Below are 13,665 nucleotides of genomic sequence, written 5' to 3'. Positions count from 1 at the left end.
GATGAGCACCCCCACCCCCGCCGGAGCAGCCCGCGTGGGCATCGTCATGGGATCGGACTCGGACTGGCCCGTGATGGAGGCCGCCGCGACCGCCCTGGCGGAGTTCGACGTCGCCTTCGAGGCCGACGTCGTCTCGGCGCACCGGATGCCCGACGAGATGCTGGCCTACGGCCGCGACGCCGCCGACCGGGGCCTGTCGGTCCTGGTCGCGGGCGCCGGGGGAGCGGCCCACCTGCCGGGCATGCTCGCCGCGGTGACCCCGCTGCCCGTCATCGGCGTGCCCGTGCCGCTGCGCCACCTGGACGGCATGGACTCGCTGCTCTCCATCGTGCAGATGCCCGCCGGCGTGCCGGTGGCCACGGTGTCCATCGGCAACGCGCGGAACGCGGGGCTGCTGGCCGTGCGGATCCTCGCGGCGGGCGACCCGGCGCTGCGGGAGCGGATGGTGCGCTTCCAGGAGTCGCTGCGCGACGCGGCCCACGCCAAGGGCGAGGTCGTGCGCACCGCCGTGGCGGGGCGCACCCGCGCCGGCTTCTAGCGGCTCACTCGCCGCGGCGGCGCCACTCGATCGCCGGGCACGTGTCCATGACGGCCGCCAGGCCCGCGGCGCGGGCCCGCTCGAACGCCGCCTCGTCGACGACGCCGAGCTGCAGCCACACGGCCTTCGCGCCCACCGCGATCGCCTCGTCGACGACCCCGCCGGCCGCCTCGGAACGGCGGAAGACGTCGACGACGTCGATCGGGAACGGCACCTCGGCGAGCGAGGCGTAGCCCTGCTCGCCGTGCACCACGGGCGCCGCCGGGTGCACGGGGACGATCCGCTTGCCGCGCTCCTGCAGCAGCGCCGCGATGCGGTACGCCGTGCGGCTCGGGTCGTCGGACAGCCCGACCACGGCCCAGGTCTCGAGCTCGTCGAGCATGAGGGAGACCGCGGCGGGGTCCTGCCAGTCGGAGGCCACGCCGCTCACCGGTCGCCGAAGACGTCGGGCACGCGGGAGGCCGGCGCGGAGAAGTCGGGGTCGCGCTTCTCGAGGAAGGCCGCGACGCCCTCCTTGCCGTCGGCCTGGGAGGCGTAGAACATCGCCAGCGAGTCGGCGCGGTGGGCGTCGAGCGGGTGCGGGACCCCCACGTTGCGGTAGACGAGCTGCCGGGCCAGCGCGACGGCGTACGGCGAGCGGTTGCGCGTGAAGCGGCGCGCCAGCTCCTGCGCGGCGGGCAGCAGGTCGTCGGGCTCGTGGACCGAGCGGACGAGGCCGCCCTCGAGCAGCTCGTCGGGACCGAGGATGTCGGCGGAGTAGATCCACTCCAGCGCCCGCGAGATGCCCACGAGGCGGGGCAGGAACCACGAGGAGCACGCCTCGGGCACGATGCCGATCTTGCCGAAGACGAACCCGATGCGGGCCTTCGTGGAGACCAGGCGCACGTCCATGGGCAGCGTCATGGTGGCGCCGATCCCGACCGCCGCACCGTTGATCGCGCCGATCACGGGCTTGGTGCAGTCGTAGATCGCGAGGGTGACCCGGCCCCCGGTGTCGCGGACGCCGGCCTGGATCTCGGGGGCGTCGAGGCGCTCGCGCATGTCGTCCGGGGTGGGGGTCAGGCTCTCGTCGAGCCCGAACACGTTGCCCTCACGGGTCAGGTCCATGCCGGCGCAGAACGCGCGCCCGGCGCCGGTGACGACGACCGCGGCGACCTCGTCGTGGTCGTTGACGCGGCGGAACGCGTCCTCCAGCTCCTCGGCCATCGTGACGGTGAAGGAGTTGAGCGCGTCGGGCCGGTCCAGCGTCAGCGTGAGGACGCCGTCGTCGACCTGCCAGTCGAGGGTGGAGTACGAGGGGACCGAGGTCGTCATGGGCGCAGTCCGTTCTGGGTGCAGATGTCGTCGGTGATCTGGTCGGGGTCGTCGGAGGCGATGGCGGAGAAGAGGAGGTCGGCGCGCTCGGTGTCCCACGACTCGGCGGAGCTGCTCGTCAGGGGCACGGTGCAGTTGTCGGCGCCGCCGCCGATGGCCCGCAGGGCGAGGGCCATGCGGCCGGCCTCGACGACGTTGGTCTGCTCGTCGACGGCGACGAAGGAGGTCGCGGCGACGTTGAGAGCGACGTAGCGCCAGGGGAGCGCCACGTTCCACGGCGAGGCGGCCTTCGACCCGACCGCCGCGACGACCTCCCGCTGGTTCTGCACGCGGTCGAGGTCGGAGGCGGTGAAGGGGCACTCGGGCGGGCCGTTCTTGGAGCAGCGCGACCGGGAGTAGCCGAGCGCGGTGACCCCGTCGACCTCCTGGCAGCCGGCCTCGAGGTCGATGTGCGCCGCGTCGTCCTTGATCGGGTCGTCCGGGCACACCTCGATGCCGCCGACGGCGTCCACGACGCCGGCGACGCCGCCCATGCCGATCTCGGCGTAGTGGTCGATGCGGACCCCGGTGTTGCGCTCGACGGTCTCGACCAGCAGGCGCGCGCCCTCGTCACCCCCGCCGCCGCGGGAGTAGACGGCGTTGATCTTCGTGGTGCTGCCGTCGGGCAGCTCGACGTTGCTGTCGCGGGGGAACGACACGACCACCGGCGACCCGCTGCCCGTGTGGAGCAGCATGATCGTGTCGGTGCGGTCGCCCTCGTTGCTGCCGGTGCCGAGGCGGCGCCGCTCCTCGTCGCTGAGGCCGGCACGGGAGTCGCTGCCGACGACGAGGTACGTCGTGCCCGGCTGGTCGTCGGGACGCTCGCCGCTCGGCATGGCGTCGACGCGGCCGACCTGCGTCCACGCCCAGATCGGCGTCGCGACGAGGAAGACCAGCCACAGGGCGAGCAGCACGAGCAGCACGCGGCCGACGCGCGGGCGCCGACGGCGGGTGCGCGGCGGGCCCTGCGGGGGAGGCCCCGGTGGGGGACCCGGGGGACGACGGTCGGCCGGGCCCCGCGGGGGCGGGGGCTGCCGGCGCGGCGAGGGGGCCGGCTGGGGCGTCGGCCGGGCCGTCGAGCGGCGCGAGGGGCGCCCTGCGGGGTAGAGGTCCGCGTCGGTCGGCCCCGGCTGGGCACCGGCACCGCCGGCGGCGCTGCCGGCCCCGGGGAGCAGCTGGGTGCTCTCCTCGTCCGGCCCGGGACGCGGACGACGGCGCGTGGGCTGGGTCTGGTCGGGGCGGGGTGCGCCGCCGGAGGAGCCGTAGAGCCACTCGTACTCGGGGGTGCCCTCCTCGGGCCGTCCTCCCCGCCGCTGACCGTCTGCCATGGGGGGGACGCTACCGCCCGGGGCCCCGGCGTGGCGTCACCGCTGGTGCGCGTGGGGCTGGTGAGATGAGCCGCGCAAGCCCTGGCGCTCCTTCCCCGGCGAGAAAGGCCTGCCCGATGCCGCCTACCGACCTGCCCACACGCGACCGCGTGGGTGGCCCGTCGGGCCCGTCGCCCTCCGGTGCGCGCAAGCCCCGTCCGGCGCCTCCCGCCGTGCGGGCTCCCCGTCCCCGTCCGAGCGACCCGGAGCGTCGTGCCGCGGGGGTGCGCTTCCGGCGCGCGCTGACGCTGATGCTGATGACCCTCGTGCTGCCGGGCTCGGCGCAGCTCGTGGCCGGCAACCGGCGCGTGGGCCGGGTCGTCCTGCGGGTGTGGCTCGGCCTGGTCGGCGTCGTCGCGCTGCTGGCGCTCGTCAGCCTCGTGTGGGACGGCTTCGCGTTCTCGCTGGCGCTCAACACCGACGTGCTCGGCGTGCTGCGCCTGCTGCTCATCGTGCTCGCCCTCGGGTGGGCCGCCCTGTTCGTGGATGCGTGGCGGCTCGGCGAGCCGATGACGCTGCAGCGCAACCGGCGGCTCGTCGCGGTGGGCGTCAACGGCGTCCTCTGCTTCTCCGTCGTCGGGTCGCTGCTGTTCGGGGCCCACATCGTCGGCGCGGGCCAGGGTGCCATCCAGACCGTCTTCGGCGAGGGCGAGGCCACCGAGGCGACGGCGGGACGCTACAACGTGCTGCTGCTCGGCGCCGACGCCGGCGACGGGCGCATCGGGCTGCGCACCGACTCGATGACGCTGGCGAGCATCGACGAGGAGACCGGCGAGACGGTGCTGGTGTCCCTCCCGCGCAACCTGGCCAACTTCCCCTTCGCGCCGGGCTCGGTCATGGACGAGCAGTTCCCCGACGGGTTCGACTGCGAGGGCTGCTACCTCAACGGCGTCACGACCTGGGCCACCGACCACCCGGACCTCTTCGGGGCGTCGCGCTCGGCGAGCGAGGACGAGCTGTTCGAGATCGGCATGGACGCGACGCTCTCCGCGGTCGAGGGGGTCACCGACCTCGAGGTGAACTACTGGGCCATGGTCGACATGGGCGGCTTCGAGCGGCTCGTCGACGCCGTGGGCGGGGTCGAGATGAACGTCCGCAGCCGCATCCCGATCGGCGGCGTGGGCTCGCCGGTGTACGGCTACATCGAGCCGGGCGTCCAGCAGCTCGACGGCTACGAGGCGTTGTGGTTCTCCCGCTCGCGCGAGGACTCCGACGACTACTCGCGCATGGCCCGCCAGAAGTGCGTGATGAGCGCGATGCTGCAGCAGCTCGACCCGACGACGCTGGTCTCGCGCTTCGGGGAGATCGCCGCCGCCGGCTCCGCGATGCTGGAGACGAGCATCCCGCGCAGCGAGCTCGACACCTTCGTGGACCTCGCCCTCAAGGCGCGCCACGAGCCGATCGCCACGGTCTCGATCGTGCCGCCGGCCGTCGACACGGCGAACCCGGACATGGCGGTCGTCCACCGCATGATCGACGACGCCCTCGGCCGGAGCGCGGCGTCGGCGGGGGCCGAGGCGGAGGCCCAGGCGGAGGCCGAGGCCGAGGCGGAGGCGGACGCGGCGGCGAGCGACGCCGCGACGGAGCCCGCGGCCGACGCGGAGCCGGTCGTCACCGGCGGCTCCCTGGGCTCGCGCGACGACGGCTACACGGCCAACGAGACGACGGACCTCGGCTCCTCCTGCTGAGACCCTCACCACGCCCCAGCAGCGTCGCCCCCGGTCCTCGGGGGCGGCGCTGCAGCTGTTTCCCGGCGTGTTGCGCCGCGCGACGACCGATTTGACGGTTAAATCGGATATGTGCTCGGCGTGTCGCCTTGCTAATTACATCGGTGTAGTTCGGGCATTCGCTTGCCGGTAACGGAAGTGACGTGTGTGATTACTGCTGTCTCGTGTGAAAACTTCCCCCCTCGCGCGCAGGAGCAGAGTCACTCATGCCACCCAGCAAGGCCCGTTTCATCACCGCCTGCCAGCAGCTCTTGGCGCTGTTCGCCGTCCTCGCGGTCCTGGCCCCCGCGGCCAACACCATCTCGCTCGACGTCACCCACGCCCCCGAGGCCGCGGCGACCCTCCCGGCCGCCGCGGCGGCCGGGGACGAGGCGCCGGTGGCGACGGCCCCGGTCGAGCCCACCGTCGCCGAGGTGCCGCTGACCGACGTCGACGGCGCGGTGGAGGAGGACACGACGACCGCCCCGTCCGTCGACGTGCCGCTCGCCCCCGCCGAGCCGACCACGGCCGACGGGGCGACGACGGCCGCGGAGCCGACCGCTCCCGCCGAGCCGGCCACCACGGAGCCGGCCACGGAGCCGGCCACCGAGCCGGCCACCGAGCCGGCCACCGAGCCGGCCACGGTCGAGCCCGTGACCGAGCTGACCAGCGAGCCGCAGCCGGTGACCGGCTTCGGTGCCGTGGGCGTCACCTGGGACCCGCAGGTGCAGGTGACCGGCGACGACATCGACTTCCGCGTCCGCACCGCCACCGCGGGCGAGTGGTCCGCGTGGGAGGAGCTGCCCTACGAGGCGGAGGCCGTCGACGGCACCGACGCCGCCGACGGGACCGCCGCCGACGAGGGCGCCGGGTCCGAGGCCGACGCCCGCCCGGGCACCGAGCTCGTCTTCGTGGGCGAGGTCGACGAGGTGCAGGTCGAGGTGCTCGCCCCCGGCGGCGTGCCGGCCGACCTCACCGTCTCGGTCATCGACCCGGGGGAGACCGAGGTCGTGGAGGAGGCGCCCGAGTACGACGGCACCACCGCCGCCGACCCGACCGCGGCGACCACGGCGTCGTACGACGCGGGCAGCGCCGCCACGACGACCACGACGACCACCGCGACCACCGCGACCACCGGGACGACCACCGCCGCGGCCGACACGTCGGCCGACGGCGGGCTCCAGCTCGCCGCCGCGGCCTCGGTCCGGCAGCCCGCCATCTACTCCCGCGCCCAGTGGGGTGCCGACGAGTCGATGCGCGACAGCGCGCCGCGCTACGCCGCCGTGCGCGGCGCGGTCATCCACCACACGGTGAACGCGAACGACTACACCGCCGCGCAGGTGCCGGGCATCATCCGCAGCATCTACGCGTACCACACCAAGTCGCAGGGCTGGGCCGACGTCGGCTACAACTTCCTCGTCGACAAGTTCGGCCGGCTGTGGGAGGGCCGCTACGGCGGCATCACCAAGGCGGTCCGCGGCGCCCACATCTCGGCGTACAACGACTACGCCTTCGGCATCTCGGCCATCGGCAACTACGAGACCGCGCAGCCCAGCACCGCGATGGTGCAGGCGATCTCGAACCTCATCGCCTGGAAGCTCGCGATCCACGGCGTCGACGCGGCCTCCACCAACCAGAGCTTCGGCGGCAAGCGCTTCCCGGCGATCATCGGCCACCGCGACGGCGGCCAGACGGCGTGCCCGGGCAAGTACCTCTACGCCAAGATCCCGGCCATCCGCACCGAGGCCAAGCGCATCCAGAACGGGGCCACCGCCCCGGCGCCCGCGCCCACCCCCGCGCCGGGCAGCACCGTGAGCAAGCCGGCGATCACGGGCTCGAACCTGATCGGCAACAGCTATCCCGACGTGCCGTTCCGCATGAACGACGGTCGCGTGTGGCTCCTGCCCACCGGCGGCCTCACCTCCTACAACGCCCCGGTCAAGCTCACCGGCAGCTTCAGCGGCGCCCAGGGCATCGCGCTGTCGCCGGACCTGACGGGCGACGGCCGTCCCGACATGGTGATCGTCGACCGCGGTGGGGCGGCGTGGATCCGCCCGGGCACCGGCGGCGGCGGGTTCGCCACGACGAAGCTCGCGAGCGCGTCGATGTTCCGCGGCACGGACAACCTCACGCCCGTCGGCGACATCGACGGCGACGGCAACAACGACCTGCTCGCCCGGTTCCCCTCCAGCGGGGAGACCTTCGTCTACCTCGGCAACGGCCGCGGGGGCTTCACGCCCGTCAAGGTCGCCCGCGACTGGCGCTCCTACGAGCTCATCACGAGCGTCGGGGACCTCGACGACGACGGCAAGCCCGACCTCGTCATGCGCGACACGGCCGGCAAGCTGTGGATCGTCCCGGGCGGCGTGGCCGGCACCGTGAGGGGTCGCGTCGTGGCCATGGGCCCGCGCATCCAGGTGCCCGGCGACTTCGCCTCCATCACCGCCATGGGCGGGTGGGGCGACGTCACGGCCGACCGCAAGGCCGACCTGGTCGTGCGCCTGTCCAGCGGCACCGTCTACATCATGCCGGGCAACGGGGCGGCCCGCCTCGGCCCCGCCCGCGGCCCCGTCGCGACCAAGGGCGCCTACCGGAGCATCTCCGGCGGCGGCAACGTGATCGGGGGGAGCTCGCCCGACCTGCTCACGCGCATCGGCGACGACGTGTACCTGCTGCCGCACTCCGGCAGGATCGACCACCTGCCGGCCGTCGCGACGAACATCGTGGTGCCGACGGCGACGGAGATGTTCAACGTCGGCGACTGGGACAAGGACGGCAAGGGCGACCTCGTCACCCGCGCCCCCGGCGGCGGGCTGACCCTGTGGCGCGGCAACGGCAACGGCACGTTCGCGGCCGGCGTCCCGCTCGGCTCCGGCGTCGAGGGCGTCACCGACCTGCGGTTCGTGGGCGACGTGACGAGCGACGGGATGCCCGACTTCTTCGGTCGTTCCGCCGAGGGCACGCTGCGGATCTTCCCGGGCAACGGTGTCAACGGGTTCAAGCCGGGGATCTCGGCCTCCCAGCGCCTCGCCGACTGGTACTCCTACGGCGGGCTGGACCTGCGGGGCTACGACCTGGTGACGACCGTCGCGTCGCTCACCGGGGCGGGCCGGCCCGACCTGGTCATCCGCCACAAGGCGACCGGCATCCTGCGGCTCATCCAGTGGGACGCCTCCGGTCGCGTGATCACGAACCGCGTGCTGGCGCAGGCGTCGGTGCGGGTCAACCTGCTGGGCTGATCCGCTCGTCGCGCTCGAGGACGAGGCGCCGCTCCCGCCACCACGGCGAGAGCGGCGCTTCGTCGTCCACGAGCACCAGCGAGCCCCCGGCGACCAGCACCGACCAGGCGGTCGCGACCGCGCCCTCGTCGGTCAGCGCGTGCGCCAGCACCCGTGCGGGTGCCGAGCCCGTGGCGCCGAAGAGCTCGGCGTGGGTGCGCGCGCCGAGCGCCGGGTCCTCGGGGGTCGGCGGGTCGAGCGCGACGTACGCGTCGGGCTGGCCCCACACCTCGACGCCGAGGTCGTGGACCCCGGCGGGCACGCCGTCGGCGAAGGGCCGGGCCAGCGGGGTCAGGGCGGCGGCGACGACGACGCGCCGGTCGGCCTCGGGGGCCCAGCGCTCCAGGCGGTCGGGCCCGCAGACCACCGCGTCGGCGTCGTCCGCGCCGGGGTGGTCCGGCAGCAGCACGACGAGGCCGGCGGTCCACGCGGCCCCGGCGACGACGGGCCCGAGCCAGTGGGTCGGCAGGTCGACGAGCAGGCGGTCGCCGCGCTCGAGGTCGAGGGCGTCGGTGAGCAGGCCGGCGGTCTTGGCGACCCAGTTGGCATAGGTCGTCACCGACAGCTCGGTGCGGTCGACCACCTGGCCGTCGGCGTCGTGGCCGTACCAGGTGAGCAGCGGGCGCCCCGGGTCGGCGCGCAGCAGGTCGGCGAGCAGCGACGCGAAGGTGGCGGGACGGCGACGGGCGGGCGTGGCGGCGTGGGTCACGTCCGCCATCCTCCCAGCCTTCTCTACGATGCCCGACATGACTCAATCCTCTGTCGAGGCGGTGATCGTCGCGGGTGGGTTCGGCTCCCGGCTCCTCCCGCTGACGGCTCGTCGTCCCAAGCACCTGCTCGACGTCGGCGGCGTGCCCTTCCTGGAGCACCAGATCGCGCGGCTCGCCGAGGCGGGCGTGGACCACGTCGTGCTCGCCACGTCGTACCACGCCGACCAGTTCCGCCCGGTGCTCGGCGACGGCAGCCGCTGGGGGGTGCGCATCGACTACGTGCTGGAGGAGGAGCCGCTCGGCACCGGCGGCGCCATCCGCAACGTCGCGGACGCGCTGGGCGACGACCCCGACGGCGCGGTCGTCATCCTCAACGGCGACGTGCTGTCGGGCCACGACCTGCCCGCGCAGCTCGAGGACTTCCGCACCCCGCGCGACGGGCAGCGCGTCGACGTGAGCCTCCACCTCGTGGAGGTCGAGGACGCCCGCGCGTTCGGCTGCGTGCCCACCGACGGGGCCGGCCGGGTCACCGCGTTCGTCGAGAAGTCGGACGCCCCGGTCACGAACCAGGTCAACGCCGGGTGCTACGTCTTCCGCCGCGACGTCATCGACACGATCCCCGCCGGCCAGGTCGTCTCGGTCGAGCGCGAGACGTTCCCCGGCCTCGTGGCCGAGGGCCGCCTCGTCGTCGGCTTCGTCGAGACCGCCTACTGGCGCGACGTGGGCACGCCGGCCGCCCTGGTCGGCGCGTCGCGCGACGTCGTGCTCGGCGTGGCGCCCACCCCGGCCATCGGCGCGGCCGAGGCCGGCGCACGGGTCGCCGACGGCGCGAGCGTGCACAGCGACCAGGTCGGCGGGGGATCGGTCGTCATGAAGGAGGCCACCGTCGAGCAGGGGGCCGTCGTCGAGGGCAGCATCGTCATGACCGGCGCCGTCGTCGAGGAGGGCGCCCGGGTCACGGACTCGGTCGTCGGGCCGTGGGCCCGCGTCGGGCGCGACGCCGTCCTGCAGGGCGCGACGCTCGGCGACGAGGTCGTCGTCAGCGCCGGTGCGCACGTCACCGACGAGCGGGTCGACGTCGGCACCACCGTGCCCGCCGGGGACTGACACCCGAGCACGACGGGGCACGACCCCCGAGCACGACGAAGGGCCCCGGTCGCGGTGACCGGGGCCCTTCGTCGTGCCCCCTCCGACGTGGAGGGGGGTGCCTCACATGGCGTTCGGCTCCCACGAGTTGGTGTAGGGCCAGCGGAGCATGAAGTCCTCCAGCGCCTCGCCGCTCGGGGCGGAGCAGTACTGCACGACGCCGAAGCCGCTGTCACCCTCCTCGGGCAGCTCGTCGGGGGCATCGCCCACGGCGGGCTCGGCCGAGGACGCCCAGTGGGCGATGGCGATGTGCTGGCCCTCGGGGAAGGCGGTGCCGCCGTCCTCCTCGCCCTTCCACGGCGCGGCCTTGAACTTCAGGCGGAAGTTGTCGGTGCCCTTGAGCTTGCTGGCGATGCCGCGGATCTCGTCCATCATCTCGTCGTCCTCCCACGCCGTCTGGTCGTACCAGAGGAACGTGTAGCCGTGCTCGAGGTTGTGGACCAGCTGCTCCACCTCGGGGGCCTCGTCCCAGCCGTAGAACTTCCGCTCCATCGGGGCGGGCACGCTGCGGTGCGGGCCGAAGATGGCGGGAGAGGTCTCGTAGGCGATGTCGCCCTCGTCCTGGTGGTCCTGGTTGCCCGTCGCGGCGAGCACCTGCTCGGGGCCGCACGTGGTCGCGGGCTCGCCGATGCTCGCCAGGTCGATGTCGTTGAACTGCCGCAGCTCCCACCAGTTCATCACCGGGCGGTACGCCGCGGCGGCGACGATGAGGAGCGCGACCACGCCGCAGACGCCGACGATCATGAAGCTTCCGCGTCGCTCGGCGCGCTGGTGCGCCTTGAGCTGCTTCTTCGCCTTGGCGGCACGGTCGTTGCTGGGGGTCTTCGCCACGGTCAGGCTTTCCTCACGGGTGGACGGCGGTCAGGAGGGTGTGCGCGCAGGCGTGCACGGGCACCACGGGCGGGCGCACGAGGGGAGAGTCTACGGAGTGCCCGGGACGAAGCGGACCTCCGCCGGGCCCGTGCGCTCCCAGCGCCACGCGAACGCGCGGCCGAGGGCGTCGAGCGTGCGCTCGAGACCGGTGGCCGCGGGCAGGTGCAGGGACAGGTGGAACGGGGTACCGGCACAGCCGTCCCGGGCCTGTGGGGCCTCCTCCTCGACGACCAGCACGGGTACGGCGAGCACCCGCGCCAGTGCGTCCGCGAGGTCCCCGGCGCTCGCCGGGGCACCGAAGCCGTCGGCGAGCTCGGCGGCGTCGACCTCCGCGGCGAGCGCGGCGACCACGGCCTCGCGCGCGCCGTACCCGAACATGTCGCGGGCGGGGTCGCGCACCAGCCCGCGGGCGCCCGGCCCGTCCTCGCCCGGGGGCAGCACCAGGTCGGCGCGTCCCCGCACCAGCACCAGGGGGCGGCCGGAGAGCTTGCCCTGCGCCAGCTCGGCCGCGCCGGCGATCTCGTCGGCGACGGCGGGGGCGGTGACGGCGAGCTCGTTGCCGTAGCCGTCGACGCGGCCCGCGTGGTCGTCGAGCACCCGCAGGCCCGCGGCGCCCACGGCGATGTCGGTCTGGCCCTCGCGCCAGGCGCGCCCGGCGGTGTCGGTGACGACGACGCCGACGTTGACCCCGGTGCGCTCGTGGAGCGCGGCCCGCAGGGCGCGGGCGGAGGCGTCGGGGTCGTGGGGGAGCGGTACGACGGAGCCCCGCGCCACGTTGGAGGCGTCCACGCCGGCCGCCGCGAGGGTCAGGCCGTGGCGCGTGCGCGAGATCCGGGTGGGGCCGCGGCGCGCCACGACGCGGACGGTCTCGGCGTCGACGAGGGCCTCGCGGTCGCCGGTGCGCACGCGGCCCTCGGCCTTCGCGACCACCTTGCTCGTCACCACGACGACGTCGCCGTCGACCGGGGCGAGCAGGTCCGCGACCAGGGCTGCCAGGTCCGTGCCCGGTGCGACCTCGCCGACCCCGTCGGGGGCGACGAGGTCGACGCGTCCGACCACCTCAGGCCTCCCGGTCGGTGCGGTCGGCACGACCGGTGCGCAGCTCCAGCGCCATCTCGACGGCGGCCGCGGCCATGGCGGCCGTCGCGTCGTGGTCGCTCATCATGAGCGGCACGGCGCGGGTGGGCACCCCGGCGGCCTCGGCGACGGCGACCTGGTCCGCGTCGCGCTCGTCGACCAGCCAGCCGTCGAGCACGCCGCCGGCGGAGCGGGCGCCGTAGTGGGCGCCCACGGCTCCGGCGGTGACCTCGACGCCCACGGCCTCCAGCACCTGCCGGGCCATGCCGCGCACGGGGGCGCCGCCGACGATGGGGGAGAGCCCGACGACCGGGGCGTCGGAGGCGGCGAGCGCCGCCCGCACCCCGGGGACGCCGAGGATGGTGCCGACCGAGACGACGGGGTTGGAGGGCGGCAGGAGCACGACGTCGGTCTCGGTGAGGGCCTCCACCACGCCCGGGGCGGGCTCGGCCTCGTCGAGGCCGACGAAGACGAGCGCCTCGGCGGGCACCTCGGCGCGCAGGCGCACCCAGTACTCCTGGAAGTGCACGACGCGGCGGCCGCTGGGGGCCTCGGGGTCGGCGATCGCCACGTGCGTCTCGACGCGGTCGTCGGTCATCGGCAGCAGCCGCACGCCGGGCTGCCAGCGCCGGCACAGGGCCGCGGTGATGTCGGAGAGCGGGTAGCCCGCCTCGATGAGCTGCGTGCGGACCAGGTGGGTGGCCACGTCGCGGTCGCCGAGGCCGAACCACGTCGGCTCCACGCCGTACGCCGCGAGCTCCTCCTTCACGCTCCACGTCTCGTCGCGCCGGCCCCAGCCGCGCTCGAGGTCGATGCCGTCGCCGAGGGTGTACATCACGGTGTCGAGGTCGGGGCAGACCTTGAGGCCGTGGACCCAGATGTCGTCGGCGGTGTTGGCCACGACGGTGACCTCGGTGTCGGCCGACGCGCCGGGCACGAGCCCGTTCGCGAGGCCGTGCCGCAGGCCCTGGAGGAAGCGTGCGCCGCCCATGCCGCCCGAGAGCACGGTGACGCGCCGCACGGGGGTGCCGGGAGCGCTCATGGAACCACCCTGCCCGATGATCGACCCCAGCCCGGCGCCGGGGCCGACCGGCGGACCCGGGACCTGGGTCCCGCCCCACCCCTCCGGGTGGCCCTCTACCAGATGACGGGCTTGACTTCGGGGTACGACAGGCATGTAATTCCCACAGTGTCGTTACGGTGTGACCTGCTGGTGGAGCAGTACCCCCGGACGCCACGAGTGCTGGTCGCGGACCCCCCGGACGTCGTGGTGGGGGTCGCGTGCGGCAGCAGGGTCAGCTGGGTCGGAGTCGGGTCGAAAGGTCGGGTGCGGTGAACGAACTGGATCTCGTGGACGAGGACTCGGCGGAGCTGGGGTGGCAGGAGCGTGCTCTGTGCGCCCAGACCGATCCCGAGTCGTTCTTCCCGGAGAAGGGCGGCTCCACGCGGGAGGCCAAGAAGGTCTGCCTGACGTGCGAGGTCAAGGACGAGTGCCTGGAGTACGCGCTCCTCAACGACGAGCGCTTCGGCATCTGGGGCGGTCTGTCGGAGCGCGAGCGCCGCAAGCTGAAGAAGCGCGCGGCCGTCTGAGGCGGCTTCGCGCCGCCTGAGTAGGCT

12 protein-coding genes are annotated in these 13,665 nt (G+C 74.4%); 5 read left to right on the top strand and 7 right to left on the bottom strand.

The features are described from left to right. Position 1 precedes the first annotated feature (1 nt). Positions 2 to 538, top strand: coding sequence for a 5-(carboxyamino)imidazole ribonucleotide mutase (purE, locus tag ACOACO_RS13330; protein ID WP_420296757.1), 537 nt, complete (start codon positions 2 to 4; stop codon positions 536 to 538). A gap of 4 nt (positions 539 to 542) precedes the next feature. Here purE and ACOACO_RS13325 read toward each other — a convergent pair whose 3' ends face one another. The 3 genes from ACOACO_RS13325 to ACOACO_RS13315 are packed head-to-tail and all read right to left on the bottom strand — an operon-like array spanning position 543 to position 3,219. Then, a complete protein-coding gene (locus ACOACO_RS13325; RefSeq protein ID WP_420297237.1) occupies positions 543 to 920 on the bottom strand; it encodes a CoA-binding protein in 378 nt (125 codons plus the stop codon). A gap of 44 nt (positions 921 to 964) precedes the next feature. Continuing rightward, a complete protein-coding gene (locus ACOACO_RS13320) occupies positions 965 to 1,852 on the bottom strand; it encodes a crotonase/enoyl-CoA hydratase family protein (protein ID WP_420296756.1) in 888 nt (295 codons plus the stop codon). Then, a complete protein-coding gene (locus ACOACO_RS13315; RefSeq protein WP_420296755.1) occupies positions 1,849 to 3,219 on the bottom strand; it encodes an LCP family protein in 1,371 nt (456 codons plus the stop codon). Before ACOACO_RS13315 ends, ACOACO_RS13320 begins: the two co-directional genes overlap by 4 nt. Positions 3,220 to 3,515: 296 nt before the next feature. Between ACOACO_RS13315 and ACOACO_RS13310 the strand changes: the two genes are divergently transcribed. Both ACOACO_RS13310 and ACOACO_RS13305 read left to right on the top strand, forming a co-directional pair. Then, positions 3,516 to 4,946 (top strand): LCP family protein, encoded by a 1,431-nt coding sequence (locus ACOACO_RS13310; protein ID WP_420296754.1) that lies wholly within the window; start codon positions 3,516 to 3,518, stop codon positions 4,944 to 4,946. Between the two features lie 245 nt (positions 4,947 to 5,191). Next, complete coding sequence (locus tag ACOACO_RS13305) at positions 5,192 to 8,203, top strand: FG-GAP-like repeat-containing protein (RefSeq protein ID WP_420296753.1); 3,012 nt, start codon at positions 5,192 to 5,194, stop codon at positions 8,201 to 8,203. Here the strand turns inward: ACOACO_RS13305 and ACOACO_RS13300 are convergent. Continuing rightward, entirely contained in the window at positions 8,187 to 8,990 is an 804-nt protein-coding gene (locus tag ACOACO_RS13300; protein WP_420296752.1) for a TIGR03089 family protein, read from the bottom strand. The genes ACOACO_RS13305 and ACOACO_RS13300 overlap by 17 nt on opposite strands. Here ACOACO_RS13300 and ACOACO_RS13295 point away from each other — a divergent pair. After that, positions 8,989 to 10,059, top strand: coding sequence for a sugar phosphate nucleotidyltransferase (locus ACOACO_RS13295; RefSeq protein ID WP_420296751.1), 1,071 nt, complete (start codon positions 8,989 to 8,991; stop codon positions 10,057 to 10,059). The genes ACOACO_RS13300 and ACOACO_RS13295 overlap by 2 nt on opposite strands. 102 nt (positions 10,060 to 10,161) lie before the next feature. On the opposite strand, the gene ACOACO_RS13290 is transcribed toward ACOACO_RS13295, so the two are convergent. The 3 genes from ACOACO_RS13290 to cofD form a co-directional block, all read right to left on the bottom strand. Then, entirely contained in the window at positions 10,162 to 10,929 is a 768-nt protein-coding gene (locus tag ACOACO_RS13290; RefSeq protein WP_420296750.1) for a DUF3105 domain-containing protein, read from the bottom strand. 90 nt (positions 10,930 to 11,019) lie between these two features. Next, positions 11,020 to 12,030 (bottom strand): coenzyme F420-0:L-glutamate ligase, encoded by a 1,011-nt coding sequence (gene cofE, locus ACOACO_RS13285; protein ID WP_420296749.1) that lies wholly within the window; start codon positions 12,028 to 12,030, stop codon positions 11,020 to 11,022. Position 12,031: 1 nt separating this feature from the next. Continuing rightward, positions 12,032 to 13,090 carry a 2-phospho-L-lactate transferase gene (gene cofD / locus ACOACO_RS13280; RefSeq protein WP_420296748.1) on the bottom strand — a complete coding sequence of 353 codons (1,059 nt, stop codon included), beginning with the start codon at positions 13,088 to 13,090 and terminating at the stop codon, positions 12,032 to 12,034. Positions 13,091 to 13,380: 290 nt separating this feature from the next. Here cofD and ACOACO_RS13275 point away from each other — a divergent pair, with 290 nt between their 5' ends. Next, positions 13,381 to 13,638 (top strand): WhiB family transcriptional regulator, encoded by a 258-nt coding sequence (locus tag ACOACO_RS13275; RefSeq protein WP_277498662.1) that lies wholly within the window; start codon positions 13,381 to 13,383, stop codon positions 13,636 to 13,638. The last annotated feature ends 27 nt before the right edge of the window (positions 13,639 to 13,665 follow it).

It is taken from the genome of Nocardioides sp. CPCC 205120 (assembly GCF_048654585.1).
Classification (GTDB): Bacteria; Actinomycetota; Actinomycetes; order Propionibacteriales; family Nocardioidaceae; genus Nocardioides.
This window is presented reverse-complemented; position numbering and strand designations above follow the sequence as displayed.

Excerpts from the sequence above, each read along its gene's own strand:
- ACOACO_RS13305 (WP_420296753.1), top strand. The coding sequence starts at position 5,192 with ATGCCACCCAGCAAGGCCCGTTTCATCACCGCCTGCCAGCAGCTCTTG.
- cofD (WP_420296748.1), bottom strand. The coding sequence starts at position 13,090 with ATGAGCGCTCCCGGCACCCCCGTGCGGCGCGTCACCGTGCTCTCGGGC.
- purE (WP_420296757.1), top strand. The coding sequence starts at position 2 with ATGAGCACCCCCACCCCCGCCGGAGCAGCCCGCGTGGGCATCGTCATG.
- ACOACO_RS13325 (WP_420297237.1), bottom strand. The coding sequence starts at position 920 with ATGCTCGACGAGCTCGAGACCTGGGCCGTGGTCGGGCTGTCCGACGAC.
- ACOACO_RS13295 (WP_420296751.1), top strand. The coding sequence starts at position 8,989 with ATGACTCAATCCTCTGTCGAGGCGGTGATCGTCGCGGGTGGGTTCGGC.
- ACOACO_RS13300 (WP_420296752.1), bottom strand. The coding sequence starts at position 8,990 with ATGTCGGGCATCGTAGAGAAGGCTGGGAGGATGGCGGACGTGACCCAC.
- ACOACO_RS13320 (WP_420296756.1), bottom strand. The coding sequence starts at position 1,852 with ATGACGACCTCGGTCCCCTCGTACTCCACCCTCGACTGGCAGGTCGAC.
- ACOACO_RS13310 (WP_420296754.1), top strand. The coding sequence starts at position 3,516 with ATGACCCTCGTGCTGCCGGGCTCGGCGCAGCTCGTGGCCGGCAACCGG.
- ACOACO_RS13315 (WP_420296755.1), bottom strand. The coding sequence starts at position 3,219 with ATGGCAGACGGTCAGCGGCGGGGAGGACGGCCCGAGGAGGGCACCCCC.